The organism is Polaribacter sp. 2305UL8-11 (assembly GCF_058147165.1).
The window spans coordinates 1-26,688 of record NZ_JBYVJW010000018.1; the positions used below are offsets into that span (position 1 = coordinate 1).

Consider the following 26,688-nt stretch of genomic DNA (forward strand, 5'->3'; position numbering starts at 1 on the left):
ATAAAGATAGTAACCCAAATAACACAAGTAATACTGATTTAGAAATTGTTGAAGAATCTAACTACTATCCTTTTGGATTAAAACATAAAGGGTATAATAACGTGGTTTCGAGTAATGGGAATAGTACTGCGCAGAAATTTAAGTACAATGGTATAGAGTTTGAACAATCTTTAGGCCTGAATTTATATGAGATGGATTTACGTCAATATGACCCAGCTATTGGAAGATGGAATTCTATTGATCCAGTTACACATTATGAATTTTCTCCATTTACAGCTTTTGATAATAATCCTATATTTTGGGCTGACCCTTCTGGGGCAGATAGTTGGCAATACACTGGTAATGGGATGTATAGGAATAGACAGACTGGAGAAGAAACTGATGATTATCAAAGAGCCATTTCAGAAACACAATCTCATTTTGGAGAGACCCCACCAGATAATATCTATACAAATTCAAAAACTGGAGAAGTAACTATTCATAGGACTGATGATGATTTTGACCGAGAATATGTTGATGGTAAATATGTGCGTACTTCAAAGAAAGGAACTAAAGAATCCGAGTTAATAAAAAATGGCACTAAGTATACTTCGATGGCTGCTCCCCAAGGAGTTGGAATGGGGCTAACTGATGCTGTTCTTACAGCTATTGCCTCTGAATTTGTGTTGGCAAAAGCAGGGATATATGCTCTCTTTGGAAGATTAGCTAGTTCATCTGGGAAATTAATTCTAAATGCGAAGTGGGCTCAAAAGACTTTTGGAGCATCTTTTAGTGCTGGAGGTAAATTTGCTGGTAAAACTGTTGATGAAGTTTCTGCTTTATTAAGATCAGGAAAAATGAAGCCTTCTGATGTAAAGATTGATTTAGTTGTTAGAGACGGACAAGCTTTAATTTTAAATACAAGATCATCCGCAGCATTAACAAGAGCAGGTATACCAAGAAGTCAGTGGAATGTGACTAACCGAACAGGGCAAGAATTTTTTGAAAATCAATTAACGAACCAATTAACAAGAAACAAATTGACTAGTGCTGGTACAAGTACAATAAGGCAATCTGGAACTAAAAATGTTATAGGTAATTAATGAGAGATACAGATTTAAATAGGTTAAGTAAAATTATATCTCATGCCTTACGTCATGAACCATCTTTGTACAATTTAGAATTGAATAAAGATGGTTGGGTTGATGTAAGTTTATTGATTAGTTCTATTCAAATAAAAGACAGTTCTTTTTCTTCATTAAACATAGAAGATATAGAGAAAATGATTTTAATTTCTAAAAAAAAGAGACATGAGTTAATTGATAATAAGATTCGTGCTTCTTATGGACATTCAATAGAAAACAAGATATTAAAACAAGCTTCTAAACCTCCTAAAAACTTATATCATGCTACTAAAGATGAATTTGTAGATAATATCTTCGAAAAAGGATTATTACCTATGGGGAGACAATATGTTCATTTATCTGAAGACATTGATGAAGCAACTAAGGTCGCTTTAAGAAAAACATCAATTCCTGTTCTTTTAAAAATTAAATCTAAACTTGCATATCAAAACGGAGTTAACTTCTATAAAGAAGCGAATAAATTATGGTTAGCTGATGAAATACATAAAAAGTATATTGAAAAAATAAAAAGTTAGGTTAGATATTACCAATAACAGCTTTTAGATTTTTTTCCATTGAATCAAACGAATATTCGATAACATAATCTTGAGCAATACATTCAAAAGTATTGTCTTTAAAAGTGAAGATATAATGGTTTAAGTTATTAATTGATTGTTCATTATAATATGGGTGGAGTGACTGCATCCTATTAATATCTTTAATCCAATCTGAGTCATCTACTGAATAGAAAGAATAGGGCTTTAAACCTATCTTATAATAAGGATGACCAATGATAATTTCGTCGTTAGGGGTTCCAAACTTATGAATAAATTTCTTTTTAAATTTTACAATTGCAACTCCTTCGTCATTAAGTGAATCTCTTTCATTTAACTTATCTGTCGTTTTAGGTAAATCAAATAAATCTATATAAAAAAGTAATATTAAGTGTATATCATCACTGATAATTTTTGGAGATGGTGCTCCCATATTTAAAGGGTATTTTAATCCAATTTTGTTTAAAGTTATCATAAAGCTAAATTAACACTTTAATTAAAAAAACACTACCATTAAACTAAAAAAAACTTCTCAATTACTTGAAGTGTTTTTATGCTATACCACCTGAAAAAACTTTTGTTACTTTCCATTTCCCATTAACTTTTGTGATTTCAATATTATTACCCCATGCACAAACATCTCCACAAAAAAATGAATACGCTAAATACCCTTTATCATAAGATTTATTAAAAATAATTCTAGAAATAAACAAATAGCCATATTCATTATCTTTAAGCTTTAAACTTTTTGCCTTATCTTCTGAAACTAACTCCACTTTTAAATTAGTATAATTTAATTTGAAATTAAAATTTCTTTTCTTTAGCTTTCCTGTTCTTAGTGGAGCAAAAAGTTGTTTTTCCTGATTATATTCTTGTAAATCTTCTTCGTATCTTTTTTTATTTTTTGCAATCACACTTTTTGATAATCTAACTCCATTTATTTCAATATCATAACCTTTTGGTTCATACCCATAGGAACTAATTGTATCTAAAGAAGAAACCAATATAAGTTTCAGGTTTTTGGTATCAATATTATTCATTTTAACCATTTCTTTAAAATTTGTTATTGTGAAAATAATATCTTCGATGGCTTCATTTTCATTGGAAATGTATTCTTTACTACCATAGTGACTACAACCTACTATTGATAAAACTAGGAAAAGTAACATAATTTTATTTTTCATAACTTCTAATATTTATGCTTAAAAATAATATATTTTCACATCCCTTTAAAAAACTCTTCCAAAGAAATATCCATTGCTTTTAAAATTTTGACAATCGAACTAAAACGAAGGTCACTCCCATTTTCATAACGTCCATATTGTGCTCTTGGAATTCGGTGCTCAAAAGCGAACTGTTCATAATTGGTATAACCTTTTGCTATTCGTAATTCTCGGAATCTTTTACCGAGCTTCTCCTGTTGTTCTTTGATGTATTTTTCTTGATTTGCCATATACAAATAAAGAATAGTTCCTTTGATTATGTTACTACTAATTAATTACTACTTTAAAGTAGTTTTATGAAATTGTTTTTCTATATTTGGCTTGACTCATTTTTAACTAACGTCTTTAGGGTCAAAGGCAACTAAAACCATTTTTATGAAAAAAAGAACCATTAAAATTCTATTCGCTTGTTTGTTAGTCATGGGAGCTTTTAGCTTCCAGTCTTGTAAAACAGCTTCTATTTTAAAAACTTCTACGCAGAGTTATGCAAAAACCAACCCGACAGACATTGAAGTATTTATGTCAAAAAAGCCAACAAGAAAATATACTGAAATAGGAACAGTAGTATCTTCTAAAAACGTCGGCATCTTTTCAAGAACACAAGAAAAGACCTACAAGGAATTAAAAGAAAAAGCAGCTTCTATTGGAGGACATGCAATTATCAATCTAACAGAAGATAATCAGTCAGTAAAAGGAGTCGTAATTAGATACACAGAATAATTATGAGAAAAGCAGTATTTATATTCGTACTTATGTTAGGAATTAGTGCATGTTCTAGTTCTGAACAAACAGACAATCCTTTTGATGGAGAACTCGTAGGAACTACTTGGCTAGGAACAGGAAATGACCAGGGAGAAAGCTATACCTTTTTATCAAACCAAGATTTTAAATCCATTTTAGATGGAGAAATAGAATCTGGAACGTATACTTATAGCGGAAATAGCGGAACGTTAAAATGGCCTAATTATCCAGCCATTACATTTTCAATTACTGGAACAACAATGACGGTTAATGATGGTGGACCGAGTATCTACGAAAAGAATTGAAATAGTAACACTAAGTCCATAAATTAAAAAGCACTTAATATTTTTTGAGTGCTTTTGTTATTTCATTTTATTACTTTTAAATCTAAATTCGCTTATTTCATTATTCTTAATTGCCCTTACTTTATTTTTTTGTGAGTCAAAAATGAATACATAATCTGTCGTGCTCCCAATGAAAAAGTCATTGCTTGGCGAAGGCTTCTCAACTAATAAAAAATTATTGTTTTTATCTAAAATATCAAAACTAATCTTTTCTCTTAAAATCAATTTTGCATCATGTTTAGCATTAAATATGGCAAAAAGGAGATACGAACCAATAAAGATATAAAAGCCAAAGTCTAATGATTTAAAAAAATATAAAGAAAGAATTAAAGAAAAGATTAATACCAATACCATAGAAGATATTCCTTTTAGTTCGCATCTAAGTGTTGGAAATTGAAGTAATGCGATAGCACATAAAAACAAAAGAGATAACGAGAATATAATTAGCATTCTATTCCAAGGTAATTTACCTTCCTTCATCTTATAATTGTAAATAACAAAAAGAATTATAAAATTAAAAACGCTAATAAAAATTATTAAGGTGCTGTTAAATTCATAAAATACTTTAAAAAAATCCAATGGATTAAAATAAATATAGTAATGAATACCAAATTCAGAATAAAAAGTATTTAGATAAGCTATCCCAAATAATGGAATAAAAACCACAAAGTATTTTATTATTTTTTCAAAAGTTAAAGAATTTTGTAATTGATATGATGTATTCCACCACTTCTTGAATTTTTTAAAATTATTTCTTTTTCCCATTTTCTTCTGAATTTAGTTTTATTAAAAGTAAGTTATTTTACCTTCATAAGGTAATGACTTAAATGTAGTTTTACAAGAAAGTTTAAAGACTCTATGTTATATTTAAATCATGAGTGAAGCATATTACAATTATGGCAAAGAAGTTTCTCGAGAAGAGTTTGAAAAAGAACGAGCGAAGATTATCGCAAAACGAATTAAAGAAGCAGAAAATGAAGAAAATCTAATTGATGATGAGGATTTAGATTTTTATCTAGAAGAATTACAAAAAATGGAGTAAAAAGCACTCAAAAAATATTGAGTGCTTTTGTTTATACCTGATAATAATGCGTTATCCCAAGAGATATAGCATCAAATATATTCATCGAATAATGTTCAGGCTGATGTGATTTTCTTTTGTGGGGAAGTGTTACAGGAAGATTTTGAATATTCTCTGTAATCACTTTTGCAATTTCATATTTAGAAGTTGCTTTAAAGGTATTAAATACAAACCGAATATTATTTCTAGAATATTTGGCAACTTTTAATGCTGATTTTTCGGCATGTTTTTCAATGAGGTTTATTAATTTTTGTATGCGTTTTGATTTTCTAGAGCCATATCCTTTTGGATCTTCTAGTATGACTAGATCTGGCAAATAGAAATCAATTTTTTCTTTTATTTTTTTAAGTACTGATTTGTTTTGAATCGGATATTTATGAATCACCACATTATAAGCATTTAAGACGGTTAATGCATTTTCAAAAATAGAAATTGCAAAACCTCTCGAATGCACAAATAGGGCAATAACCACTTTTGTTTTGTGTTTATTAGCTTCTTGACTCATAAGGCTTGATAGTTTCTAATCTATTGACAATTTCATTTAAGAATGATAATTTATAAAGGCTCTTTGATGAATTTTGGGTTTTAAAATCAGCAATGAGTTTACGGCTTCTAAATAGAAGCACATCGGTAATATGCTTATAAATAGGTGCAAATAAATCTCTTAAAGAAGCATCAAAGAGCATGTGGTATATCAGTAATAATTCTGGTGGTGGATTCCGATGTCCATATTCGTAACGAACTAAATTACTCGCTTTGATATCCAAGAGTTGGGCAACATCTTTTTGGTCTAGCGGAGATTCAGTTCGCAAATCTTTTAAAAGGGTTTTCGAATGTATCATATAATAGAAAAGTGCTAGTGGGGTTAATCTCCACTAGCACTTTCTATTGTAACAATGAATCACATCTATTACATATACCACCTTGTATTCATAAAATTATCCAAATGGATAATTTTTTTCGCGGTCGTACAAAGTTTTACAACAGATACAGACAAACTGCTTCGTTTATTATTAAAAAAATAAAGTAAAGAAATACTATAAAACAACTTATTCATACAATTAGAGGTAGAACCGAAATAATAACACTCGGTAATAAATACATTCAAAAAGACTTCATAAAACAAGAATGCTCAAAATAAACAACCAGATACTTACTTTTAAAACAACACGCTAAAAATGATACTTACATTGAATAAACCTTGAAAAAAATAACATTAGCATAAAGAAGAAGAAAAAGAAGTATCATTTTGCAAAGCAAAATCAATCAAAGCAGAAATCTAAACATTTAAGGGGTGCTTTAGTATTTGCCCACGCAAATGTTCTGCAGTTGTGGACAAATAAATGGTCGTTGTCTTAATATCACTATGTCCTAACATTTTGGAGAGTGAAAAAATATCACATCCACCCTCTAACATTAAAGTGGCAAAGGTATGTCGTAATCTATGAATGGTAAATTCTATTTTCGAAATATCCTTTAATTTTCGAACAACTCGTATTAAACCTGAATCGGTGTAGCCTTGATTTCTATTGTAAGAAGTAAAGAACTCGGGACAGGTTTTGTTCAATTTCTTACGCTCTACTAGATACTTTCGTAGGCTTGTTGCTAATGTATGACTAATAGGAATAAATCGATCTTTCCCTCCTTTTCCTTGACGAACTAGTAAGGTTAAATGTTCTAAATCCACATCAGAAAGCCCTAAACGAAAGAGTTCACTTTTACGTAAACCTGCATAGAGAAATGTGGCAAAAATGGCATGATTTCGGTATCGTAGAAAATCATTGGTATACGGATAGTTTAGTACAATTTCAAGGAGCTTTTGGGCGTTTTCTGTAGATATTTTCTTGGGTAAGGCTTTGTTGAGTTTCGGAGTTTCTATCTCTTGGATATAATTTTTAGGTATATGTCCTTTGGTAACGCAATACCGAAAAAAGACAACTAGTGATTTATGGTAGGTTAAAAATGTGGCAGGTTTCCAATTTCTTTGCACGCGACCATCAATAAAAAATTGACGTGTGTTTTGTTCATTAATTTGTTGAAAATCTGTAATATCAAGCCATTTACAAAAGAAGTTAATGGCATTTTTATAGCTTTGAATGGTTCTTTTTGAATAACCTTTGATATAGAGAGAATAATCGTAAAACTCTGCTGCGAATGTATGTATGTTCATAATTAAAATGAATGACGATACACTTCCTTTATTGAGCCACCATTGGGAATCGAACCCAACACCTCCGACTTACCATGCCGACGCTCTAACCAACTGAGCTATGGTGGCGTTTCTTCTCGATAATCAAGATTAAAGATTTCAAAACTTTTTTGCTTTTTACGACTGCTTACCAGAGTGTAGTAGTCGTAAAACGCTTCAAAAACGAAAATCAGCCTTTAAAAATAGGAAGATCCAGAGATTTGAATTAGACCACTAAATTACCATTAAGGTAGTCGAGGCTCAATTTCCATATTTTGTTATATTATAAGGGTGATTTGGGTATTTGGAGTCTCTCTAGACTGCATACCTTACGACCACTACCCAACTAATAAAATCGCTTAAAAAAAATCAATAAAAGGGAGTGTATCATCATATTAAATTGATAAGTACTCTGGATAGCCTCCAGTATAAAATATTTAAAAGGAATCATCAATACTTAATTTTAAAATATCATCAATAAAATGTTCTACCCCTAGAGAACGTACATAACGCTCTGTCATTCTAAGATCAGTATGTCCCATCAACTTTTGTAGTTTAGGCAGACTGATGTTGTTTCTAGCTAAGTTACAAGCAAAGGTATGGCGTAATTGATGCAGATGAAACCGAACTCCTGAAATTTTTTGCATTCGCTTGACCCAATGTTCGATGCCATGTGCTGTAAATCTAGCATCTGTTTTTGAAGACACAAATAATATTTCTGTGGTGTATTTCTTTCGCTCTTTGAGATAATCCTTCAAATGAACTTTTAGTGTTGGATTAATAGGGATACAGCGCGTTTTTTTTGATTTGGAAGTTTTACCAATAATGGTAATGATATTTTTATCCAAAGCGACATCTTGTACTCTTATAGATAACAATTCTGTTTTTCGAACTCCTGTAAAAAATAAAGTGCTCAAAATGGCTGTATCTCTTTTAATAAGAAATGCATTGGTATTATGAAGTAAAATACTGGCATATAACTTTTCAAGTTGTTGTTTTTTGATGGCGGGTTTATTCTCGTAAATTCCTTGAGGTTTAGACAAATAAGTTAATGGGCTTTTTTCAATATGCCCATTGGCTTCTAGCCACATAAAAAACGGATTGAGTTTGCTCCAATAAGAAGCAATGGTGCTGTCCTTTACGCCTATTTGAATGATATTTTTTCCAACAGTCCGTTTTCTGGTTTGCATGCGTTTAAAAAATTCATTCATACGGGTTTCTGTTAAATGATGCGGATAGACAATTTCAGGAACGAGCTTTATTAATTGACCATAGGAATCTTTATAGCTTTGAATTGTTGCGGGTCTTCGACGAAGGCTGTACTGACATATTTCAATATACTGTTGAAACAATTCTTGTAATTTCTTGGTTTTCATGTGTCCAGCATACGTGATTAGCTCAAAAAATCAGGATACCAAATACCTACACATAATGGATGTTAAAACTTTTTGTTAGTAATAGTGATGCCTAAAATAGATACCGATAGGAAGTTATGTTATAGACATGCATTTTTGGAATCCACAAGTCAGTTATTTTGCCAAAACTAATTTTCGTAGTACTGGAAAACTTTTTGGTATTTTTCAAAAAGACAGAATGCTACACACTTACATTGTTGGAAAAACGGGTGCTGGAAAAACAAATTTAATGACCACACTAATCTTACAAGATATTCATAATGGAAGAGGCTGTGCTGTTTTTGATGTGCATGGGGATTTACTTCAAAACATCCTAAATCATATTCCTGGCAACCGTATTCGCGATGTGGTTCATTTGGACATCGCTGATCCATTTATGAATTATCGGTACAACCCACTTCGAAAAGTAAGTGAAGAAAAAAAGTCGCTGGTCATCGGTGGTTTGTTAGATGCCTTTCAGAAGCTTTGGCGTGGCGCTTGGGGAGTGAAACTAGAACATATCTTACGCTATATCCTACTAACACTACTTTCTCAACCTTCAGCAGATTTAAGCCAAATTCCTAAAATCATACACGATTCAGCCTTTAGAAAAGATTGTTTAGAACGAATCCATAATGAAGATGTATTGCGTTTTTGGGAACACGAATACCCTAAATACACCAAAAATGATTTGATTCCTATTTTAAATAAAGTAGGTGCTTTTCTAGCCCATCCATCGATCAAACGATTTTTGATTAGCAATACCCATGATATTTCACTCCGCCAATCCATCGATCAATCTCGAATTATTTTAATTGATATTTCAAAAGGGAAGATTGGTGTGGATGCTTCACATTTAATTGGCTCTGTACTGATTACCTCCTTTGCCAATGCTGCTTTTTCTCGAGTAGATATACTAGAGAACAAAAGAAAACCATTTCATTTGTTTTTAGATGAATTTCAAAACTATACCAGCCCTAGTATTGCTGAAGTTTTAAGTGAACTTCGAAAATTTAAAATCTCCCTTACCCTTGCCAATCAATATTTACATCAGTTAGATACCGACATTAGAAATGCAGTATTAGGAAATATTGGAACGTTGATTGCTTTTCGGACAGGACAGGCAGATGCGAAATATCTATCCAAAGAGTTCTATCCAATTTTTAATTCATCTGATTTTACCAATTTGAATAACTACGATATCTATTTAAAACTCATGATTTCTGGGAAACCTAGTGTTCCATTTTCTGCCACAACTTTCCCATATCAAGACATCCTATAACTGTGACTAGGTATATGGTATCTAAATTAAAATAATGACTTCTGGCATACTCTTATGTGAAACCAAAACAAAATACCGATGAGAGAAACCAACAACAAAACACAAGACTACCTTTTAGAATTATATTTTAAAAGACCCAATTACCCAGAGATGATTCGCTTACAACAAGCAGCACAAACGTATCAATATTTGCGAGATCGTATTGATACAGGAACACTAAACCACAAAGAATATTTTTGGATTATTGTTTTAACACAATCAAATCATGTGTTAGGACTCAAAGAAATTTCTTCAGGAAAAACAAATTCTACCACCATTTCATTTAAGGAAATAGCACAAGTAGTTATTTTATCAAATGCTTGCGGCTGTATATTAGTCCACAATCATCCGTCAGGAAATCTAACTCCTTCGAAAAGTGATTATACAATCACAAAACGTGCCCAAGAAATATTAGAACTCATAGATGTAAAAATTCTTGACCATATTATTTTAACGCAGGAGGGGTTTTACTCTTTTGCCAATGAGGGAGAATTGTAATCAATTATCAACTTTTTTTAATTTAAACCTACACTAATTTATGATTAGCTGTTGGTCTTACCAACCTATGCCCAAAACCCCTATCACCTATTATGGAGGCAAGTTAAACTTGCTTAAGGAAATACTACCAAGAATCCCCGACCATAAAATCTACACAGAAGCCTTCTTTGGAGGTGGTGCAGTATTTTTTGCAAAAGAGCCAGCCCAGTCAGAAACAATTAATGATACATACAATTTAGCGATTGTGTTTTACCAGATCGCTCGAAGCGACTTTCAAGCATTAAAATCAAAAATTGAAGCAACACTCTTTGCACGAAAAGCATATATGCAGGCAAAATACATTTGTGAAAATGCTAATTTATACAGCAAAATAATGCAAGCATGGGCGTTCCACATCGGAACGAATATGGGGTTTTCGTGCAAAATAGGAAGTTGGGGTTACGATAAATATGGAAAACGAGTCAAAGCATTTTTGAATAAAAAAATTGCTTTTAATCATGAGATTACAAAACGACTCGAACGAGTCCAAATTGAAAATAATGATGCACTGACGGTGATAAAAAGCCGTGATGCAGTAGATGCTTTTCATTATGTTGACCCGCCATACATTGATACCAATCAAGGACATTATGGTGGCTATACCAAAACACATTTTAGAAATCTACTGGAAACCTTGTCAAAGGTAGAAGGTAAATTTCTACTGAGTTCGTATCCAAGTAAACTGCTAACCAAATACATCAAAAAACACGGTTGGCATACCAAAACTTTTGACAAACCACTCTCTGCTAGAAAAGCTATAAAAGGAAAATCACGAGGACGGAAAACAGAAGTATTAACCGCTAATTATCCCATCTAATATGTCATTTAAAAACAGACCAAAAATTAGAGTTAGCCTCTATAAATACAGTGATGACTTTTTAGGATTCTTACTGGCTTTTAGAGCAGCAGGAATTAAACAAGGATGGACAGTACAAGAAATACAAATGCTATTTGACAAGGCAGAAAATATGACTGATTTAGAAATGCTCAACTCTTTGATGCAATACGCTGTTATTGTAAAAATGCCCAAAGGAGTTCGCGTTAAAAATGGAAAAAGAGTTCCAAACAAAAAATAATAATTAAGAACACCAAAAACAATTAAAGATGAAACAAACCATCAATAAAATGATTGACCTCGATTTACGAGGGTTTAAAGGAACGCCTAAAACATTGCTCTCTTTATTTACCTATATCGCCAAGCGTGAAAACTGGAACGAACAAGAAATTACTTCGGTAATAACAGAAGCTACAAAACACAATGACTACAACCATTTTATGGAAACCATTCGTGAGCATTGTAAACACTAATAACTATCTGTGCGATTCGCACTTTGCACCTAAAACCATTTTATATGAAAGACAATGAATCTATTGACCCAAATGAAGTATGGGAGGTTCTCTCTCAACTTGGACATTACACGCATTACCTAGCTTCTAAACCCATAGAATCTTGGGATGCCTATGACCGTAGTAATTATCGTTCACTCAGAAGAAAAGCAGGAAAAAAATGAATATTAATCTGTGCGATTCGCACGCAATAATTAAATAATTATGAGTAAAATAACTATTGTTGATGTACTTATAAGTACCATCAAAGAAGACCAAATGCTTTTAAATGTATTGGAAGCAAAAATTGAAGAAGCAAAAAACGAAAAACAAGTAATTGTAAATCGTTTAAAGGAACAGCACCGAGATTTAGCCACCTTGTCTAAATATGCTGATGAATCTCAACTAGAAAAAATAAAGGAGTTAGGGATTCATTTTTCTGAACCGCAAAAAAGCGTAAATACAGTTGCTATTGTTGCTTTTGATTTGATAGTCAAAGCCAAAGACAATCAGTTAACCAATGGCGTTTTGTATGACAGTTATGTAAAAAGCCTTCCTAAAAATGAAGAAGCTGTAAAGTATTCTGCTTTTAATATCAAATGTAGAACACTGTTTAATACACAGAAATTAATTCGTACAAAAGGCAAAGACCCAAAATCATCTAGAGAAGATATCATTTCTTTAAATGGACAGGTAAAACCTGTTGTTAAGAAAAATTTAGAAAAGGTATCTGAAACAAAAAAGAGAGATGAAAAATCTGATGCGACAAAAAAGTAAAGTAAAAGCCATAGACCATGCACTATGGCTCAACTTTACAAATAGAGTCAGCGGAGAAACCTTTGGTGTAATAGAGAGTATTGAAGGAGATTATATTATTATATCTCCCGAGCATCCAACCTTTAAAGGCGATACTTTTGAAACCCTACTCAAGAATTACAAGAAAATGGACTACGATCATATCAAGTCTATTGGTATGGATGAAGACCTACTTAATCATTGGGAAGAAATCAGAGGTATGTTTTCTGTGATGGATGGAGAAATCTTACGTTTTATTATTGCATATGAAGTACCACTAAAAAGACTCATTCGTTATGAATTGGCTTGTCGAGGATTTGATAAAGACCACAAGTGGTGCGGATTTGATAAAGCGAAAAAGGTTTGGTTGGAGTGAAAATTGAATAGTAAAACACCATTTTAGGATGGTGTTTTTAATTTCCATTTTGGAAACTTATTTTCATTCAATATTCTATTAATTATAAAAAGAGTTTCTTTTTAGATATTCAAATCATCTTTTATATAGGCTCTTTTAATTTTAGAGCTTATTTTTTTAATGTTTCTTAAGATAATTTTTTTCTGATTATCAATTTCTAAAGTATCAATTGTATTATAATTTTCTGTGAAAATAATCCATTTCATCTTTTTTTCTATATCGTCATAGTATGAGTTCACATACATTTTATCAGATTTCTTTTTTATCAGATGTTTTTTATAAGAATTTGTATTCAATATATCTTTCTGATGTAAAAACTTAAAAACTGGAAAATTCTTATTAATAAGAAGGTCATCATATTTAGTTTCTTTATCAAAGAGGAATAAACCATCTCTAATTCTAAAATCATTTGAAAATAGTCTTGTGTTTATAAAATAGTTTCCAATTAAAGAATTGTAATTTATAAAATTAGAGTTCTTAAAACTAACATATTCCATACTTGAGTTCTTGAAATGTGTAAAAGTGAATTTACAGTTTTTAAAAGAAGCAATTCCAGTTGAGTAGTTTTGGAAAGAATAATCAAAAATATATCCTCTATATTCAGCTTGGAGTTTATTAAGGGAACTTCTTCTGAAGAGTGTATCACTTTTAAGACCAGAAACATCCCAAACTTTTTTATCAAAGCGAATAAGACTTCTTAAATATTTGCCACTCCTCTCAAAGTTGTCATTTGTTCTAATAGTGTAATGATTTATCCCTTTAATTAATGTGGAATCTTTAAAACTGGAGAAAAAAGATTTTTCTTGTTTTTTAGTTCCAAAAAACACAAAAGCTGAATCTAAATCAGATGCTTTGATTGTTTTTTTAAATCTTGTAGGTTTAGTATCTCTGTAGATATAATATATATCTTCATTGAGAAGAGGGCTTTCTTCTATGAAAGGATATCCTTTAATTCCAATTGATTGATTAGAGCTAAATAACTCATATTTAAAAAAAGTTCCTTTTGAAGACATAAAACAATTATCAAAAACAAATGGATTTGTACCCCCTAAAAACTCACTATTATCAAAATCGACACCTCTTAAATCACAATTTATAAACCCTCCAATATCAAAATTTTTTGAACAGCGGAAATCAGAGTTTTGTAAATTAGAGTTTTTAAAAAAAACTTTAACCATTTTTGTGTCGTTAAAACGACTATAAAATAATTCAGACCAAGTAAAAATAGTTTTATTCAATATTGCACCACTAAAATCTGCACTTGAAAAATCTCCATATAATGTGGTGTTTTCCAAATTAGCTCCTTTAAAAGTTGAATTTCTAAAGTTTGGTCTTTTATTAAGTGTTATTAATACTCGGAGCTCTTTTTTGTAAGCTCCTTTAATTCCATGCAGGTATTTTGCAAAATTCAAGTTGCTTAAATTCATTTCTGAAAAGTCTGAACTCTTGAAATTTGCATTTGAAATAATTGCATGGAACGTATTTGTATCAAGATTACTCTTTAGTAAAAAGACATAAAGACTTGCTCTTTGGGGGCTAGAATAATTTTCAACATCATTGTTATCAATGTAGTAGGGCGTTAAAGATTCACTAATAGAGATAATTTCATGTATCAATTCAGTAGAGAGATTTCTTATCCCATCTTTATTATAATCATTTGTAAGTTCTTTAGCGATTTTATTTTGAACAGTATGTAAAATTTTGAATCGTTGATTACGAATTTGTTCACTTTTAAGTTGAAGTGCTTTCCTTTCTTCTTCACTCATTTTACTTTTAACAAAGTTTTGAACAAAACCCCTGTTTGTTTTAATTAAACGTAGAGATAGCGCATCTCTTTCTGTCCAACAATCACAAATTTTACCCCAAACACCATTCTTATAAATGCGCATTGCATAAGGTCTATTTACATCTTTTTCATCTCTAATTTCTCCAATTGAAGATGTCCAAAAAGAAGTTTCTTTTCCGATTCCATTATAGCCAATTGGTTTGCCATCTGCTAAAACCTCTTCACTTTTATACCCTGAAAGTGTTGCATCAAAACCAGAACTTCCGCCTTTCATTAATTTAGGCATCGCATTTTCTTCTCCACCTAAAAAAGTGATTAATTGTTGATAATCCTCTATTATAGGTAATTCCCAATCATCGTATAAATCTGCTATATTTTTTGCAGCCTTATATGAATATAATCTTCCAAATCCAACACAGTTTTGTTCAGTATCACTAAAACAAAAACTACCTTTAATTGGAATATTAATTTCACTTGACCAGATTTGATTTCCAATTTTTATCTCTTTAAAAGGAATTTTCTCTTTAATAAGTGAATTATATATCCAGAGACTTAATAAAATAATAGAAATTCCAATAATTGATTTTTTTAATACATTAAATTTTAAGAGTGTTTTTGAAAAACTAAAAACACTCTTAAAATTAAGGGGTTTTTCATCTGTTACGTCATTATCAGAGGCATCTTCTGTTTTTATTTTTTTTTGCCCTTTAGTTACATTTTTTTTATCAATTTCATCAACCTTAAAATCAAAAGTTTTAATATTTATTTTGTAATCATATTTCTTAAACTCTTCCGATAAGAAAGGTCTTATACTATTTATAAAATAGTTAAATGAATCAATAACTCCTGACTCTTTTTTGTCCTTTTCTATTTTTAAATTATATAAATAGCGTTTTACATGTTCTATTGAATGAGTAGGACTAATTGTTTCTGAAAAAAGCCAACACAGAACTGTATGAATATTTCTAAGACTTTGGTATGGGGATGCATTACCAGAATTATTGTCTATATCCTTTCCGTTAATATTTGTATAAGTTAAGAAGTTGTCAGATTTTGTTTTACCAAACTCTTGTTTAATTAGATTCTCAAAACCTTCTACCCCTTTTTTAGATTTTGTTCCAATTGCATACTTACCATTATCAATTTTTAGACACACTTTATGGGTATCAATATCATTAATAAAAAATTTAGTTTCTAGGTTGGGTGGAGTCTTCATAGATACCAAAAATAAGCATTGCTCATCAAATGCTGAAATAAATGCTAAAATGCTATCGTAGATGCCACTACAAATGCTTTTTAAAGCTCTGTCAAACAAAGGATTATCCTGACATTGCAATCAGTGAAACCACCGAATTTAGGTATTAAAAAAAGCCTGAATTTAATCAGGCTTCACTGACATACGAATCCAAAAAGGATGCCAGCTAGCGGATAAGTTTTTTGGCGAAACTTAAAAGCATAATTTAACCTTAACACAAGGTAGAAATTAATCAATAGCATTTCATCTTAATCGGATTCTGAAAATAATTAATCATTAATTAAAATTTCAGAAGATGAAAAAAGTAAACACTCCAGAGCAAAATGCTCAAAATTTCAAAGAGACAGATTTATGTCTAACAGCAATTGAATCATTAATTAAAACCTCCAGATACAGAAATGCTGGGCTTGAAATGTTAAGCAAGATTGACTCTGATGAGTTAGTGCCAAAACATAAAGTTACCTATCTATATCTGTACGGAAGGTATTACTCGTATCAATTTAGAGAAGATAATGATATTGAAAATTTAGAATACGCGAATGATTTTTTTGATGACATGGCTACAACAGCTTATCAAGAAAATGTTAAAATAAAAGACATTCGTTATTTGTTCTCTAGGGCTTTTACCAAATTCAAATTGGCACAATTAGTTTTTGATCAAGACCGTAAACCTTGGCTTTTAAAAAAAGCACAAAAGATTACCGACACCGTACTTCGTTTTAAACCTCAAAACGACAGTTTTCTTTGGTTGCAAGCACAGCTTGTAGCATAACATTATATAGCACTTCCTATTTCGGGAGGTGCTTTTCTATTTCTTAACCTAAAACTATATAAAATGAAACAAAGAAACTACAACTGGATTTCTCAAGAAAAATTAGATGCTTTTGTAAAAGAGCACAATGCAGACCCAAATCAGAAATGTAAAATTTTATCAATCCAAACCATGAGAATCTACCCAAAACAAAACTTGAATAATAATTACATAAAAGAGAATACAAATACTAAAACTAAATAAAGATGAAAAAAAATAACACCATTCCGACCATTGGTTTTTACAATCAAAAAGCAGATACATTATTTGCAAAAAGAATCCCTCAAATCAATAAAGAGGTAAAAACATTTGCTCAAGATTTGGCTGGGCAGTCTAGACCGAATCAAAACGACCCTCAAATTTTATTTATGCCAAAAATCAAAGGACTCTTTGACGCACTACTCCAAGAAGTGTTGCGAATTATTGGAGCTTTTTCTGTACTCAATCAAACTGGAGCATATCTAATAGAAATTTATGAGCGTGAAGTTGCTGCATTAAAGAAGAAAAAAGACGAGCTTTTAGAAGACATCCGTTTGATTAGAAAGGATCTTGTAGGGCTTACAGACATCTCTTATATCATCAGAAAATGGGTGTATAAATGGCGTCTTGTACTCATCGCACTCAGTGTGGGTGAAGTTGCTGTCAACTATAAAATTTTGTTGATTATTACGCCCAATCAAGCCACATCATTGGTGGCAAGTTTAGGATTATGTACCGTTTTGTTTGTCATTGCTCACTCTTTTAAAGACCTTTTAAACTATGTAAACTCTAAACCTTTAAAATGGGGATTAGGAATTACAATTGTACTAGGAGTATTAGCCCTCTTATGGAACTTAAATACCATCCGTGTTTCCTATATGCAAAATCAAGATGGAGAACTGACCAGTATCTCGGAATTTTCCTTTGTCATTATCAACTTTTCTATGTGGTGCGCAGGAGCAATTATCGCACTATTATACAAACCACTCAAATCTGAAATTGCGAGTAATGCCAAATACAAAAAGGTAAAGCAAGAGTTAAAAGCAGTAGAAGCTGAACTCAAAACAGTAAACGATAGACTTGCTGAAATTCCAAGTGAATTGGACCAGAAGATTGAGAACATCAAACACATGAATAATATGGCAAAACATTACGAAAGTAGTGTTTGTCACGAATATCGCTCTTCAGCAGCACTTTTTGTTTCTGAAAACCTTTTTAGACGCAAAGATAAAATCAGCCCAAAAGCTTTTTTATTGGAGCCTCCAAAACTGGAAACCTATTTTGACCATATTCATGCAAATTCTAAAACCGTAACATCATGAAAAAAATAATTGGATTCATGATTCTAATGATGTTTTTCACTGGATGTAAAGAGCATCAACCAACAACAACACATTTAAGTGTGCTTGTAGATTTGACCGACGCAGATAGCTATAAACCTACTTCTAAAGAGGTTTTAAGCTACCTGAAAAAAGAACATTCAAGCGATGGGTTAAATATCACGCTTCGTTATGTTGCCGAGACCAGATATGCACCGAGTTATAGATTTCAACTCTCCACTGGAGCAATTGGTTTTCTTTCCAATGAAGATACCAGAAGACGAAAGAGAAAACGCTTATTAACCCAGTTCAAAGACACGCTGACAAATTACAAAGGAGGATTGAGTCCTCGGTCGGAGATTTTTAGATTGGTAGTTGATGAACTAAATAAACTTTCCAAGGTAAGAGGAAGCAGAACCCTTGTGCTGTTTGCAGATTTAAAAGAACATAGTTTTTTCTCCGTGTATAAAAAACAGGATGTACAACAATTGTTATTGCATCCTGAACGAACCCAAGAAAGGTTTGAAAAAGCAACAGCAATTCCAGATGACTTGTCGGGTATAGCAATTCATATTGTGTATACGCCTAATCTAAAAGAAGATCGTGTATTTACCGCTATGATAGCCTTATACAGAAAGCTATTTGAATCTAGGGGAGCTACACTAGATATTACTCGCTCACAAATCGTAAAATTTTAATAATGAAAGCACTCGGCATATTATTCAAATTTATATGGAAGCTCTTTCTCATTTGTGCCTATGGAATCTCCAAGGCAGCAGAGCTATTACTTCAAGCATTTAATAACGCATTCAAACAACTTTTAGACAAATGAATATCACAGATACATTAAGTATTATCTCGGAAAAGGGAGAGGAATTTTTAAATGGAGTCCTACAAAGTATGCTAGGAGATAAACACAACTTATCTGCTAAGTTTGGTAGAGAAAGCAAACTCATTTCTGCAAGATATGATGGGCTGTCCATCACAGGAAAAAAGTTTCTAAGCGCTAAAAAAAGCAAAGAACATTTATTGTGTTTCGCGCCCAGTGGAGTCGGAAAATCGACAGTATTTTTAATTCCATCTGCTTTGAAAATTGCTACAGCAAAAAAGCCAGCCTGTATGATTATTAATAATCCATCTGGGGAATTGTCAAAATTGACCAATTTCTTTATCCATCAGGGGTATAGAGTGTACAACTTTGACCCAAACAACAAAGAACAGTCGATTTATTACAACCCTTTGCATAGAATACAATCGCCATCAGATGTGACCAAAGTAGCGACCATGCTTGTGAAAAAAAACAGTAAGAAATCGTCTGATTTTTGGGATTTAAAAGCCATAGAACTCATTAGTTTACTCATTGAATTTCTATTAGAAAACACTTCTAAAATTTATCAGAATATAGCCAATGTATATCGTCTTTTAGAAAATTTAGCAGGAAATGAACAAGCCATTAACGGACTTTTTGCAGATAAAGCATCCGAAAATCAATGGCGAGCCTATAAGAGTGTCATAATGAACAGCGATAAGACCAAGGCAAATATTATCAGTTCGGCAATTGCACATTTATCCTTTATTGGAAAAGACCCATCACTATGTGACATTACAAGTATTGATAATTTCAACATATCTGCTATGAAAGAAGAAAAAATTGTGCTGTTTTTAAACTGTAATATTTCCAATATGGACTATTACAGCCCCATTTTTGGATTGTTTTTCGAGCAATTATTTACCGAACTGTTCCGTACCATTCCAAAAGAATCCGACAATGATTTGTATTTATTGATAGATGAACTGAGTTCAATTCCATTACCAAGCCTTTCAAACGTGATTGCAAATGCTAGAAAATACATGTCTATACTGGGCGTACTACAAAGTGAGAATCAGTTGTATGAGAATTATGGTCAGTACAATGCTAAAAGCATCTTAAATAACGCCTGTAAGGTATATATGACTGGACTTAATGATGAGTGTGATAGAATCTCCAAGGCTTTGGGAGATTATCAATATTACGAAGACAAAGACAAAAAAATATTGCGTACCAGACCTCTTATGACAGGTTCAGAAATTAGAACCATGCCCAAAGATAAAGTGATTGTAATTCCAAATGGTGGTATGAAACCTTTGTATTGCAAGGTAAAGCCATATTACAAAATCCGAAAGTTTGTAAAGGCGATGGAGATGGAACTTCCTGAAGATTATCAGGCTGAACCTACACTCAATTATCAAGTGCAGTATTTGCCTTTGGATAAATATATAACAAGAAAAGAAGCATCAAATAACACTAAAACTAAATAAATAGCTATGAAATTAATGACAAAAGAATTAGAAGAACGATTTGAAGAGATTGGCAATCAATCAGAAAAAGAGAATCCTATCGCTGTTGCTAAATTTATTGATCCTTTGGGTTCTCAAACATGGTATGCAACAGATTATTGTCCTGTATTAGGCATCTGTTATGGCTATGTAGTTGGACTGGATTATAATGAATGGAGATTTTTCTCACCCAAACTACTAGAAAAAATAGACCGTCCTTTTGGACTTAAAATAGAAAGAGATATTCATTTTAAGGAACAAACTATTGAAGAATTAACCAACAAACAAATTCAAAACAGGAAATTGGAATTAACGGCGTTAAAACCAAACAAAGAACAAGAACTAGAACGCTAATGAAATCTTTTACATATACATCATTACACCAATATTTAGACACAGCTTTTAAAGATGTTTCTGACCCTACGAATGCTGAAATCAAAGAAGCAAAACGTGCATACTGGAAATTATATTACACTCATTACCGAAAAGAAAAGCGTAAGATTCGAAAGGAATTTACGCTAGGTTTTAGTAGAGAACGCTTACAAGAAATTCATAAAAAAAGAGGTACACAAAGTATCTCCGAATTTCTATATCAAACTATTGATAAAGAGTTACAATCAGAAAGCACTCTTTTTTATAATCCTGATATCTTATCAAAGCTACACTTACAACTGATGCAGTTAATTACACTGATTGAAGAACTATTAGATACCACAGAAACAGAAGATATCTCTGATGTATTAGAGCGATTAGAACAACTAGAACATTCATTTTTACAAATTTTAAATCTATAAAAGATGATTATAAAAAGTAAGCCCATTAAATCAAAAATAGCGTTAGAAAATACCATTAGATACATTTTGACAAAGGAGAGTCAAAAAGAATTGGGGTTTATTATGAATCGTTATGTAAAAGGTGACAGAAATTTTGATAAGCAGATGCAACTAGCAGAAACGGATTTGGTAAAACAACAACAAGTTTTAGAAAAACGAATCAAAAATATGGTGAAACAGTTTGAATCTAATGAGTCTAAAAGAAAAATAAAAAGAAGCAACGCAAATCGTGCATACCATGAGATAATATCATTTCATAAATCCGACACCGATAAATTGCCTAAAAAGCTACTCTTAAAAATTGCTAGAAAATATGCTAAAGAGCGTTCGCCAAATTCTATGGTCATTAGCACCATGCATTCAGATAAAGACCATCTGCATATTCACAATGTGATTTCTGCCTTGGAATTTGCTACAGGAAAGCCGGTACGATTAACCAGAAAAGAATTTAAGGACGTTAAAAAACGAATGGAGGTTTGGCAAGAGAAGGAATTAGGACTTGAACATAGCAAAGTAGATCATTCCAAAAAAAAAGTACAAATGCTAGCACTTGATATAGAACGAGAACTGAATTTAAGAGGAAAAACAAGCGAGCGTCAAGAAATTCAATCCAAACTAATTGAAGTCTTTGCCAAAGCAAGAATAGAGAAAGTATATTACAAAGAACTGGAAAAAGCTGGATTAGAATTGTATTCCAGAGGCGGAAAGATTGTTGGTGTTCAGGGATTCAATAGACGTTATCGTTTAAAGACCCTAGGTTTTGACCCTGAACGTATCAGTATGGAAAAAACAATTAAACACAATCGTTTGAAAGAACTTCAGAAATTAAAGTTAAGCAAAGATAAAGACCAGGAGTTGGAACGATAAACTGTAATTAAATTGCGTTTAAAATGCATTTAAATAGTGATTAAAAACAAGACAGAAGAAAATCAAATCTTCTGTCTTCTTTTTTGTAAAAAGGTAATGCAAAAGGAAATTCCTTTGCCAAGACTGCTTTTGAAATGTTCCGCTGAACTGTTCAAAAGCAATCTTGCTCACAATGTCGCTAAAAGAAAATCTCTTTTTCGATTTACGTCATTGTGATTGGGTTGTCGTCTCGATTTGTCGGAAAAGCATGGCAATGCGACTTCCGTTAAATTGAAAAAATGTCCAATAAGTCAGAAAATGACTTTGGACAGACAAAAAAGAGCAAACTTTGACTAATTGTGATTTATATAAAATAATTAGGAAAATTTAATTAAATTTGTTATACTCATTAGTGAGTTTATATGACTTATATTAATGTTTAACCTTTATAGATTTATGATAAATAAATGTAAAATTTGTACAATAGTAGATAGCAATCCTAAACAGAATGTTTGGGATGTACCCTTGTTTGAAACTGAAAACTTTTTTGCAGTGCCTTCATTGGGTTCTTTAGTTGAAGGATGGGTCTTAATTTTTTCAAAAGATCATTATTTGTCTTTATCACAATTAAGTAATGAGTTAATTGAAGAGTTAAATGAATTTAGAAATAATGTAAAGTTAGAATTAACAGAAGAATTTGGAGAGATTACAAGTTTTGAGCATGGACCTTGCGATGAAAAAACTGTACTTGGTTGCGGAGTAGATCATTTCCACCTTCATTTAGTTCCTCTAAAAGGTTTGGATCTATTAAATCTCTCTGAAAATTTTGATTCTACAATGACTTGGAAAAGTATTTCAAAAATCCAAGATTTAAAAAATATTAATAAAGATAATGGTTACTTATACTTAGAACTTCCTAATCAAGAAAAGTTTTTTGCTTCAGGTAAAAAAGCTGGTAGTCAGTTTTTTAGAAAAGTTATAGCAAATGAGTTAAGAATTTCTGATAAATACGATTGGAAATCTAATCCAATGATTGAAAATATTGAAAAAACTTTAGAAAAACTAAAAAAGGAAGCTGTTTCCTTAGTTTAATTAAAATGCTAAAAAATTGGAAAATAATGATGAGAAAAAGCCAAGTGGTTTCGGTAATAAAGATTTAACCGACGGTAGAGAAAATTTAGACTGGAAATCAAAATACCCTAAAAAAGCTCGTCTTTGGATAAATTTTGAATTTATATACTTATTTTTTTTTATCATATCTGCTCCATTATTGTGTGTTGTTTGTTATTTAAAAATCTTTCCAAATTTCCTTTCAATAGACATAGAGTTACTTAGTAATATAGAGCCATATTTTCTAGCTTGGCTAGGAGGCACTTTTGGAGGAGCTTTGTATGGTTTAAAGTGGACCTATCATTGTGTAGCAAAAGGGACATGGCACTCGGACAGAAGAGCATGGAGAATGTTCATTCCTATTGTAGGCGGATCTTTTGCATTAATTTTTTCTATTCTTATTTTATCAAATTTTTTGAGGATTTTTGATAAAGACTTACTAGAGAACAGAGGTATAGCATTTGTAATTGGCTTTTTTTCAGGATATTTTTCGGATAAGGCTGCTGCTAAATTAGTCGAAGTATCAAATTCTATTTTTGGAATAACTTCTAAAGATTAGAATATGTCTTTTGAAATTGTTTATAATCCAGACCTACATAAAAAACAAATAAACTTAGATTTATTTAAAAAAAGCTTTGGAGTTAAATCTTTAGGGTTATTAAAAATAATAGATTATACTCCAAAATTTCTACTTATTTCTAATGATTTATTTAAATTAAGTAAAAGCGATAATAATGCTTTTAAAGAAAAAATAAAAAGTGTAAATCAAGAGATTATTTCTGTATTTGGCGCTAAAGAAGAAATCATTATAAGATCTAGCGGAATTGATGAAAACATTAACCAAAGAGGAATGTTTTCTAGTGAAGTTATTTCAGAAGGGATAAATGAAAACAGTTTAACGAAAACTATAAACAATCTCTATCTTGATTTTGAAAAAAATAAATTTTCAGAGGAATCTACTATTAGTTTAATAGTTCAGATTTATATTAAACCTAAAACTAAAGGCCACTTATCAAACGAAAGAAGAGTTTCAAGGAATAATGATACATGGGTTTATGAAATAGAAGAATCTAGTATAAACCATCAAAAAAATATTGATAGAATAAGGTCGAAAAAATCAGAGTCTATTTCTAAAGTAGATATGTCTCTCCAAAACTCTAAAGGAATAGAGAAAATTTTAAGAAAATTTTCAGGGATGTTTATAGAAGAGCATAAAAGGTTTCATATTGAATGGGTTTATGGAAAATCTAAAATACACATTGTACAAATAGATACAGAAGAAAAATTTAATGGTATAACTCCAGGGAGTAGATGGAAATATAATGAAGTCAATACTTCTGATGAGATTTATAATATTTTAAAGTCAGTTTCAGAATTTAATGGTAGTTGGAAGAAATTAAAAAGTGTAGAAACGTTTAAAAAATGTGAGCTTCCCTATGGTAATATCTTTATTCTTCAAGATGTAAAAGTATTTAATCAAATAGTAGATGGTATTTTTTCAAATGAACTCGAGGAAGATTTAAAAAAACTATTACAAAACCCCATTGTAATAAGAACAGATTGTAATGAAATGGAAAATACTTTTCTTTTACCAAGAACAACAACAATTTCTTTAATTGAAGATTGTAAAGAGTTTTTGGGTAATACTTTAAGAAATTTTAAAAAAGAAGGTGTTTCTTTTCATAATATTTGCTTTTTAATGCATCATTATATATCCTCAAGGGCTTGTGCATTAACTCTAGCAAAACCAGATATAAATAGGGTCAGAGTTGATTCTACATGGGGGCTTCCTGATGGACTACACTGTTTCCCATATGACACTTTTGAAGTTAATCTACCTACTGGAGAAGTAAAGAAAACCCTTAACTCTAAGCATGAATATTTAGACTGTAATATAGAAGGTGATTGGATTGCAGTCAAAAGTGGCTGGGACTGGGATTGGAGATCTTCCTTAACAGAAGATCAACTCAACAAAATTGCAAATTTTTCTTATGAAGTTGCAAGAGAGCTTAATAAACCTGTTGGTATAATGTTTTTTGTTGGAGTTGATGAATCTACAGGCTATCCCGATGTATTACCATGGTATTACACTTTAGAAGTTCCTGAATCTACATTTGTAGCTTCAGAAATTATTTTTCCAAAAAAAACTTTTATAATTTCTCAACCTGAGGAATTAAATACTTTAAAACAAATTAGACTTTCGAAAGATACTGTTGTTAAACTTAAATTAAACCCTAAACACATTAGGAATAACAAGTTTATTATGGAGATTGGAGAATATTTGTCAAAAAATAATATTCCTTTGATCCTCGAAGGTAGTATCCTCTCACATGTTTTTTATATTTTAAAAAGATTAAACGTTAAAATAAAATGTACTGATCCATTTAAGATTGATTACCCTACACATTCATTTAATAAATTAGTTAGAGATTTAATTCCTGATAAGATATCATCACATAGTGAGTTACCAATAATTCAATCTTTACCTAAAGATTTATTAGTTGAAATGTTAAAAGGAAAAGCAATTGAAGAGGCTCATGAGTTATTTAGGGAGAAAGACAAAAATAATATTCTTGAAGAAATGGCTGATCTCTATGAGATACTAATCTCTTTGAGTTCTCTGTTGGGAGAAAATTTTGAAGAGATTATTAATATCGCTAAAGAAAAAAGACAAGAAAAAGGAGGTTTTGAAAAAGGTTTTTACTTGATTTCGACTACCGATACTCCTTTAATTAAAGAAGAGAGTCAAATAGGAAATAAAGTAATTAGTAATCAGAATTTTAAAACAGATTTAATTAACATTAGTAAAACATTTAGCAAAAACAAGGTAGTGTTCAAAATTCCTTTGATTCCACCTAAAGGAAATAAAATAAATACTAATATAAAAATTGAAAAACAAATCAATCTTGATTTTAGTATTGAATATCAGAAAGATAGTTTGCAAATTAAGATTAATAAAATAAGTTTAAATAATATAAATCCTGATCAACTGAAGTTAGAATTGTAATTATTTCTTCCGAATTTTTTCTAATTCAGCCAATCTAGATTTCATCTTCACATCTTGTAATTTCTCGACCCTATCTTTTTCAATGATAGAATCTAAAAGAATAGTAACTACATTTTTGTTGTATTCAGATAAATCACTAACCATAGAAAGTTTTTGAGCTACCGATTTATCTTTAATTTCTGAAGATTGAAATAATTCTATTACTTCTATATTCAAAGCATCAGCAATACGAACAATAGAAGCTAAACTAGGATTGGAGCCGCCTCTCTCTAGTCTTGAGTAGGTTGGAACTAGCATTCCACAGCCTTCAGCTACATCTTTCTGTGTGAGTCCTTTTTCCTTACGTATACGTTTAATGTTAGCTAGTAAAAGAGCTTGTGTTGTGTCCATTTCTTCAATTATTT

The 26,688-nt window shown here is 31.2% G+C and carries 34 protein-coding genes and 1 tRNA gene; 24 read left to right on the forward strand and 11 right to left on the reverse strand.

Going from position 1 to position 26,688, the window contains the following annotated elements; all coding sequences use genetic code 11:
- Both ACY2RW_RS14710 and ACY2RW_RS14715 read left to right on the forward strand, forming a co-directional pair.
- The coding region (locus ACY2RW_RS14710; protein WP_490123497.1) for an RHS repeat-associated core domain-containing protein at positions 1-1,082 on the forward strand (1,082 nt) is incomplete at its 5' end.
- Positions 1,082-1,639 carry an RNA 2'-phosphotransferase gene (locus ACY2RW_RS14715; RefSeq protein WP_490123498.1) on the forward strand — a complete coding sequence of 186 codons (558 nt, stop codon included), beginning with the start codon at positions 1,082-1,084 and terminating at the stop codon, positions 1,637-1,639. The genes ACY2RW_RS14710 and ACY2RW_RS14715, both read left to right, overlap by 1 nt.
- A gap of 1 nt (position 1,640) precedes the next feature.
- Here the strand turns inward: ACY2RW_RS14715 and ACY2RW_RS14720 are convergent, their stop codons facing one another.
- From ACY2RW_RS14720 to ACY2RW_RS14730, 3 genes are all read right to left on the reverse strand, one after another.
- Entirely contained in the window at positions 1,641-2,132 is a 492-nt protein-coding gene (locus ACY2RW_RS14720) for a hypothetical protein (protein WP_490123499.1), read from the reverse strand.
- 76 nt (positions 2,133-2,208) lie between these two features.
- A complete protein-coding gene (locus ACY2RW_RS14725; protein WP_490123500.1) occupies positions 2,209-2,841 on the reverse strand; it encodes a hypothetical protein in 633 nt (210 codons plus the stop codon).
- Between the two features lie 35 nt (positions 2,842-2,876).
- Entirely contained in the window at positions 2,877-3,110 is a 234-nt protein-coding gene (locus ACY2RW_RS14730) for a helix-turn-helix domain-containing protein (protein WP_490123501.1), read from the reverse strand.
- A gap of 145 nt (positions 3,111-3,255) precedes the next feature.
- On the opposite strand from ACY2RW_RS14730, the gene ACY2RW_RS14735 reads away from it, so the two are divergent.
- Together ACY2RW_RS14735 and ACY2RW_RS14740 are read left to right on the forward strand one after the other, a co-directional pair.
- Positions 3,256-3,600 (forward strand): hypothetical protein, encoded by a 345-nt coding sequence (locus ACY2RW_RS14735; protein WP_490123502.1) that lies wholly within the window; start codon positions 3,256-3,258, stop codon positions 3,598-3,600.
- 32 nt (positions 3,601-3,632) lie between these two features.
- The gene (locus ACY2RW_RS14740) at positions 3,633-3,926 is read left to right on the forward strand and encodes a hypothetical protein (RefSeq protein WP_490123503.1); all 294 of its coding nucleotides are present in this window, start codon (positions 3,633-3,635) and stop codon (positions 3,924-3,926) included.
- Positions 3,927-3,983: 57 nt separating this feature from the next.
- Here ACY2RW_RS14740 and ACY2RW_RS14745 read toward each other — a convergent pair whose 3' ends face one another.
- Positions 3,984-4,730: a hypothetical protein gene (locus tag ACY2RW_RS14745; protein ID WP_490123504.1), complete on the reverse strand. Its 747-nt coding sequence runs from the start codon at positions 4,728-4,730 to the stop codon at positions 3,984-3,986.
- Between the two features lie 109 nt (positions 4,731-4,839).
- Here ACY2RW_RS14745 and ACY2RW_RS14750 point away from each other — a divergent pair, with 109 nt between their 5' ends.
- Positions 4,840-5,007, forward strand: coding sequence for a hypothetical protein (locus ACY2RW_RS14750; protein WP_490123505.1), 168 nt, complete (start codon positions 4,840-4,842; stop codon positions 5,005-5,007).
- Positions 5,008-5,038: 31 nt separating this feature from the next.
- On the opposite strand, the gene ACY2RW_RS14755 is transcribed toward ACY2RW_RS14750, so the two are convergent.
- From ACY2RW_RS14755 to ACY2RW_RS14775, 5 genes are all read right to left on the reverse strand, one after another.
- The gene (locus ACY2RW_RS14755) at positions 5,039-5,551 is read right to left on the reverse strand and encodes a hypothetical protein (RefSeq protein ID WP_490123506.1); all 513 of its coding nucleotides are present in this window, start codon (positions 5,549-5,551) and stop codon (positions 5,039-5,041) included.
- Positions 5,535-5,888, reverse strand: coding sequence for a helix-turn-helix domain-containing protein (locus tag ACY2RW_RS14760; RefSeq protein WP_490123507.1), 354 nt, complete (start codon positions 5,886-5,888; stop codon positions 5,535-5,537). Before ACY2RW_RS14760 ends, ACY2RW_RS14755 begins: the two co-directional genes overlap by 17 nt.
- Positions 5,889-6,325: 437 nt before the next feature.
- The gene (locus ACY2RW_RS14765; RefSeq protein ID WP_490123508.1) at positions 6,326-7,216 is read right to left on the reverse strand and encodes a tyrosine-type recombinase/integrase; all 891 of its coding nucleotides are present in this window, start codon (positions 7,214-7,216) and stop codon (positions 6,326-6,328) included.
- A gap of 34 nt (positions 7,217-7,250) precedes the next feature.
- Positions 7,251-7,324: transfer RNA gene (locus ACY2RW_RS14770), tRNA-Thr, on the reverse strand.
- A 347-nt stretch (positions 7,325-7,671) separates the two neighbouring features.
- Complete coding sequence (locus tag ACY2RW_RS14775) at positions 7,672-8,610, reverse strand: tyrosine-type recombinase/integrase (RefSeq protein ID WP_490123509.1); 939 nt, start codon at positions 8,608-8,610, stop codon at positions 7,672-7,674.
- A gap of 127 nt (positions 8,611-8,737) precedes the next feature.
- Here ACY2RW_RS14775 and ACY2RW_RS14780 point away from each other — a divergent pair, with 127 nt between their 5' ends.
- From ACY2RW_RS14780 to ACY2RW_RS14815, 8 genes are all read left to right on the forward strand, one after another.
- Positions 8,738-9,910, forward strand: coding sequence for a type IV secretory system conjugative DNA transfer family protein (locus ACY2RW_RS14780; RefSeq protein ID WP_490123510.1), 1,173 nt, complete (start codon positions 8,738-8,740; stop codon positions 9,908-9,910).
- Positions 9,911-9,988: 78 nt separating this feature from the next.
- Positions 9,989-10,447, forward strand: a complete 459-nt coding sequence (locus tag ACY2RW_RS14785) for a JAB domain-containing protein (RefSeq protein ID WP_490123511.1) — start codon at positions 9,989-9,991, stop codon at positions 10,445-10,447.
- Between the two features lie 67 nt (positions 10,448-10,514).
- Positions 10,515-11,303, forward strand: coding sequence for a DNA adenine methylase (locus ACY2RW_RS14790; RefSeq protein ID WP_490123512.1), 789 nt, complete (start codon positions 10,515-10,517; stop codon positions 11,301-11,303).
- Position 11,304: 1 nt separating this feature from the next.
- A complete protein-coding gene (locus tag ACY2RW_RS14795) occupies positions 11,305-11,562 on the forward strand; it encodes a hypothetical protein (RefSeq protein WP_490123513.1) in 258 nt (85 codons plus the stop codon).
- A 49-nt stretch (positions 11,563-11,611) separates the two neighbouring features.
- Positions 11,612-11,794: a hypothetical protein gene (locus ACY2RW_RS14800; protein WP_490123514.1), complete on the forward strand. Its 183-nt coding sequence runs from the start codon at positions 11,612-11,614 to the stop codon at positions 11,792-11,794.
- 23 nt (positions 11,795-11,817) lie between these two features.
- The gene (locus ACY2RW_RS14805; protein ID WP_490123515.1) at positions 11,818-11,997 is read left to right on the forward strand and encodes a hypothetical protein; all 180 of its coding nucleotides are present in this window, start codon (positions 11,818-11,820) and stop codon (positions 11,995-11,997) included.
- A 40-nt stretch (positions 11,998-12,037) separates the two neighbouring features.
- Positions 12,038-12,589 (forward strand): hypothetical protein, encoded by a 552-nt coding sequence (locus ACY2RW_RS14810; protein WP_490123516.1) that lies wholly within the window; start codon positions 12,038-12,040, stop codon positions 12,587-12,589.
- Entirely contained in the window at positions 12,561-12,983 is a 423-nt protein-coding gene (locus ACY2RW_RS14815; protein WP_490123517.1) for a hypothetical protein, read from the forward strand. Before ACY2RW_RS14810 ends, ACY2RW_RS14815 begins: the two co-directional genes overlap by 29 nt.
- 101 nt (positions 12,984-13,084) lie before the next feature.
- On the opposite strand, the gene ACY2RW_RS14820 is transcribed toward ACY2RW_RS14815, so the two are convergent.
- Positions 13,085-16,024 (reverse strand): FISUMP domain-containing protein, encoded by a 2,940-nt coding sequence (locus ACY2RW_RS14820; RefSeq protein WP_490123518.1) that lies wholly within the window; start codon positions 16,022-16,024, stop codon positions 13,085-13,087.
- Positions 16,025-16,358: 334 nt separating this feature from the next.
- On the opposite strand from ACY2RW_RS14820, the gene ACY2RW_RS14825 reads away from it, so the two are divergent.
- The 11 genes from ACY2RW_RS14825 to ACY2RW_RS14875 all read left to right on the forward strand — a co-directional run bounded on the left by ACY2RW_RS14825 (position 16,359) and on the right by ACY2RW_RS14875 (position 26,284).
- On the forward strand, positions 16,359-16,835 hold the full coding sequence (locus ACY2RW_RS14825) for a hypothetical protein (protein ID WP_490123519.1): 477 nt from the start codon (positions 16,359-16,361) through the stop codon (positions 16,833-16,835).
- A gap of 63 nt (positions 16,836-16,898) precedes the next feature.
- On the forward strand, positions 16,899-17,078 hold the full coding sequence (locus tag ACY2RW_RS14830; RefSeq protein ID WP_490123520.1) for a hypothetical protein: 180 nt from the start codon (positions 16,899-16,901) through the stop codon (positions 17,076-17,078).
- Positions 17,079-17,080: 2 nt separating this feature from the next.
- Complete coding sequence (locus tag ACY2RW_RS14835; protein WP_490123521.1) at positions 17,081-18,175, forward strand: hypothetical protein; 1,095 nt, start codon at positions 17,081-17,083, stop codon at positions 18,173-18,175.
- On the forward strand, positions 18,172-18,870 hold the full coding sequence (locus ACY2RW_RS14840; RefSeq protein ID WP_490123522.1) for a hypothetical protein: 699 nt from the start codon (positions 18,172-18,174) through the stop codon (positions 18,868-18,870). The genes ACY2RW_RS14835 and ACY2RW_RS14840 overlap by 4 nt, the downstream gene beginning before the upstream one ends.
- Before the next feature lie 130 nt (positions 18,871-19,000).
- A complete protein-coding gene (locus tag ACY2RW_RS14845) occupies positions 19,001-20,470 on the forward strand; it encodes a type IV secretory system conjugative DNA transfer family protein (RefSeq protein WP_490123523.1) in 1,470 nt (489 codons plus the stop codon).
- Positions 20,471-20,476: 6 nt separating this feature from the next.
- Complete coding sequence (locus ACY2RW_RS14850) at positions 20,477-20,842, forward strand: DUF2958 domain-containing protein (protein ID WP_490123524.1); 366 nt, start codon at positions 20,477-20,479, stop codon at positions 20,840-20,842.
- Positions 20,842-21,282 (forward strand): hypothetical protein, encoded by a 441-nt coding sequence (locus ACY2RW_RS14855; RefSeq protein ID WP_490123525.1) that lies wholly within the window; start codon positions 20,842-20,844, stop codon positions 21,280-21,282. The genes ACY2RW_RS14850 and ACY2RW_RS14855 overlap by 1 nt, the downstream gene beginning before the upstream one ends.
- Before the next feature lie 3 nt (positions 21,283-21,285).
- The gene (locus ACY2RW_RS14860; protein ID WP_490123526.1) at positions 21,286-22,188 is read left to right on the forward strand and encodes a relaxase/mobilization nuclease domain-containing protein; all 903 of its coding nucleotides are present in this window, start codon (positions 21,286-21,288) and stop codon (positions 22,186-22,188) included.
- Between the two features lie 435 nt (positions 22,189-22,623).
- On the forward strand, positions 22,624-23,259 hold the full coding sequence (locus tag ACY2RW_RS14865) for an HIT family protein (RefSeq protein ID WP_490123527.1): 636 nt from the start codon (positions 22,624-22,626) through the stop codon (positions 23,257-23,259).
- Positions 23,260-23,275: 16 nt separating this feature from the next.
- A complete protein-coding gene (locus tag ACY2RW_RS14870) occupies positions 23,276-23,836 on the forward strand; it encodes a hypothetical protein (RefSeq protein WP_490123528.1) in 561 nt (186 codons plus the stop codon).
- A 3-nt stretch (positions 23,837-23,839) separates the two neighbouring features.
- Entirely contained in the window at positions 23,840-26,284 is a 2,445-nt protein-coding gene (locus tag ACY2RW_RS14875; RefSeq protein ID WP_490123529.1) for a hypothetical protein, read from the forward strand.
- On the opposite strand, the gene ACY2RW_RS14880 is transcribed toward ACY2RW_RS14875, so the two are convergent.
- Positions 26,285-26,674 (reverse strand): helix-turn-helix domain-containing protein, encoded by a 390-nt coding sequence (locus tag ACY2RW_RS14880; protein ID WP_490123530.1) that lies wholly within the window; start codon positions 26,672-26,674, stop codon positions 26,285-26,287.
- Positions 26,675-26,688: the final 14 nt, after the last annotated feature.

Excerpts from the sequence above, each read along its gene's own strand:
- ACY2RW_RS14720 (WP_490123499.1), bottom strand. The coding sequence starts at position 2,132 with ATGATAACTTTAAACAAAATTGGATTAAAATACCCTTTAAATATGGGA.
- ACY2RW_RS14850 (WP_490123524.1), top strand. The coding sequence starts at position 20,477 with ATGAAATTAATGACAAAAGAATTAGAAGAACGATTTGAAGAGATTGGC.
- ACY2RW_RS14795 (WP_490123513.1), top strand. The coding sequence starts at position 11,305 with ATGTCATTTAAAAACAGACCAAAAATTAGAGTTAGCCTCTATAAATAC.
- ACY2RW_RS14840 (WP_490123522.1), top strand. The coding sequence starts at position 18,172 with ATGAAAAAAATAATTGGATTCATGATTCTAATGATGTTTTTCACTGGA.
- ACY2RW_RS14725 (WP_490123500.1), bottom strand. The coding sequence starts at position 2,841 with ATGAAAAATAAAATTATGTTACTTTTCCTAGTTTTATCAATAGTAGGT.
- ACY2RW_RS14765 (WP_490123508.1), bottom strand. The coding sequence starts at position 7,216 with ATGAACATACATACATTCGCAGCAGAGTTTTACGATTATTCTCTCTAT.
- ACY2RW_RS14815 (WP_490123517.1), top strand. The coding sequence starts at position 12,561 with ATGAAAAATCTGATGCGACAAAAAAGTAAAGTAAAAGCCATAGACCAT.
- ACY2RW_RS14780 (WP_490123510.1), top strand. The coding sequence starts at position 8,738 with ATGCATTTTTGGAATCCACAAGTCAGTTATTTTGCCAAAACTAATTTT.
- ACY2RW_RS14820 (WP_490123518.1), bottom strand. The coding sequence starts at position 16,024 with ATGAAGACTCCACCCAACCTAGAAACTAAATTTTTTATTAATGATATT.
- ACY2RW_RS14845 (WP_490123523.1), top strand. The coding sequence starts at position 19,001 with ATGAATATCACAGATACATTAAGTATTATCTCGGAAAAGGGAGAGGAA.
- ACY2RW_RS14790 (WP_490123512.1), top strand. The coding sequence starts at position 10,515 with ATGCCCAAAACCCCTATCACCTATTATGGAGGCAAGTTAAACTTGCTT.
- ACY2RW_RS14825 (WP_490123519.1), top strand. The coding sequence starts at position 16,359 with ATGAAAAAAGTAAACACTCCAGAGCAAAATGCTCAAAATTTCAAAGAG.
- ACY2RW_RS14880 (WP_490123530.1), bottom strand. The coding sequence starts at position 26,674 with ATGGACACAACACAAGCTCTTTTACTAGCTAACATTAAACGTATACGT.
- ACY2RW_RS14775 (WP_490123509.1), bottom strand. The coding sequence starts at position 8,610 with ATGAAAACCAAGAAATTACAAGAATTGTTTCAACAGTATATTGAAATA.
- ACY2RW_RS14735 (WP_490123502.1), top strand. The coding sequence starts at position 3,256 with ATGAAAAAAAGAACCATTAAAATTCTATTCGCTTGTTTGTTAGTCATG.
- ACY2RW_RS14810 (WP_490123516.1), top strand. The coding sequence starts at position 12,038 with ATGAGTAAAATAACTATTGTTGATGTACTTATAAGTACCATCAAAGAA.
- ACY2RW_RS14785 (WP_490123511.1), top strand. The coding sequence starts at position 9,989 with ATGAGAGAAACCAACAACAAAACACAAGACTACCTTTTAGAATTATAT.
- ACY2RW_RS14760 (WP_490123507.1), bottom strand. The coding sequence starts at position 5,888 with ATGATACATTCGAAAACCCTTTTAAAAGATTTGCGAACTGAATCTCCG.
- ACY2RW_RS14835 (WP_490123521.1), top strand. The coding sequence starts at position 17,081 with ATGAAAAAAAATAACACCATTCCGACCATTGGTTTTTACAATCAAAAA.
- ACY2RW_RS14755 (WP_490123506.1), bottom strand. The coding sequence starts at position 5,551 with ATGAGTCAAGAAGCTAATAAACACAAAACAAAAGTGGTTATTGCCCTA.
- ACY2RW_RS14750 (WP_490123505.1), top strand. The coding sequence starts at position 4,840 with ATGAGTGAAGCATATTACAATTATGGCAAAGAAGTTTCTCGAGAAGAG.
- ACY2RW_RS14730 (WP_490123501.1), bottom strand. The coding sequence starts at position 3,110 with ATGGCAAATCAAGAAAAATACATCAAAGAACAACAGGAGAAGCTCGGT.
- ACY2RW_RS14865 (WP_490123527.1), top strand. The coding sequence starts at position 22,624 with ATGATAAATAAATGTAAAATTTGTACAATAGTAGATAGCAATCCTAAA.
- ACY2RW_RS14800 (WP_490123514.1), top strand. The coding sequence starts at position 11,612 with ATGATTGACCTCGATTTACGAGGGTTTAAAGGAACGCCTAAAACATTG.
- ACY2RW_RS14860 (WP_490123526.1), top strand. The coding sequence starts at position 21,286 with ATGATTATAAAAAGTAAGCCCATTAAATCAAAAATAGCGTTAGAAAAT.
- ACY2RW_RS14830 (WP_490123520.1), top strand. The coding sequence starts at position 16,899 with ATGAAACAAAGAAACTACAACTGGATTTCTCAAGAAAAATTAGATGCT.
- ACY2RW_RS14855 (WP_490123525.1), top strand. The coding sequence starts at position 20,842 with ATGAAATCTTTTACATATACATCATTACACCAATATTTAGACACAGCT.
- ACY2RW_RS14715 (WP_490123498.1), top strand. The coding sequence starts at position 1,082 with ATGAGAGATACAGATTTAAATAGGTTAAGTAAAATTATATCTCATGCC.
- ACY2RW_RS14740 (WP_490123503.1), top strand. The coding sequence starts at position 3,633 with ATGTTAGGAATTAGTGCATGTTCTAGTTCTGAACAAACAGACAATCCT.
- ACY2RW_RS14875 (WP_490123529.1), top strand. The coding sequence starts at position 23,840 with ATGTCTTTTGAAATTGTTTATAATCCAGACCTACATAAAAAACAAATA.
- ACY2RW_RS14745 (WP_490123504.1), bottom strand. The coding sequence starts at position 4,730 with ATGGGAAAAAGAAATAATTTTAAAAAATTCAAGAAGTGGTGGAATACA.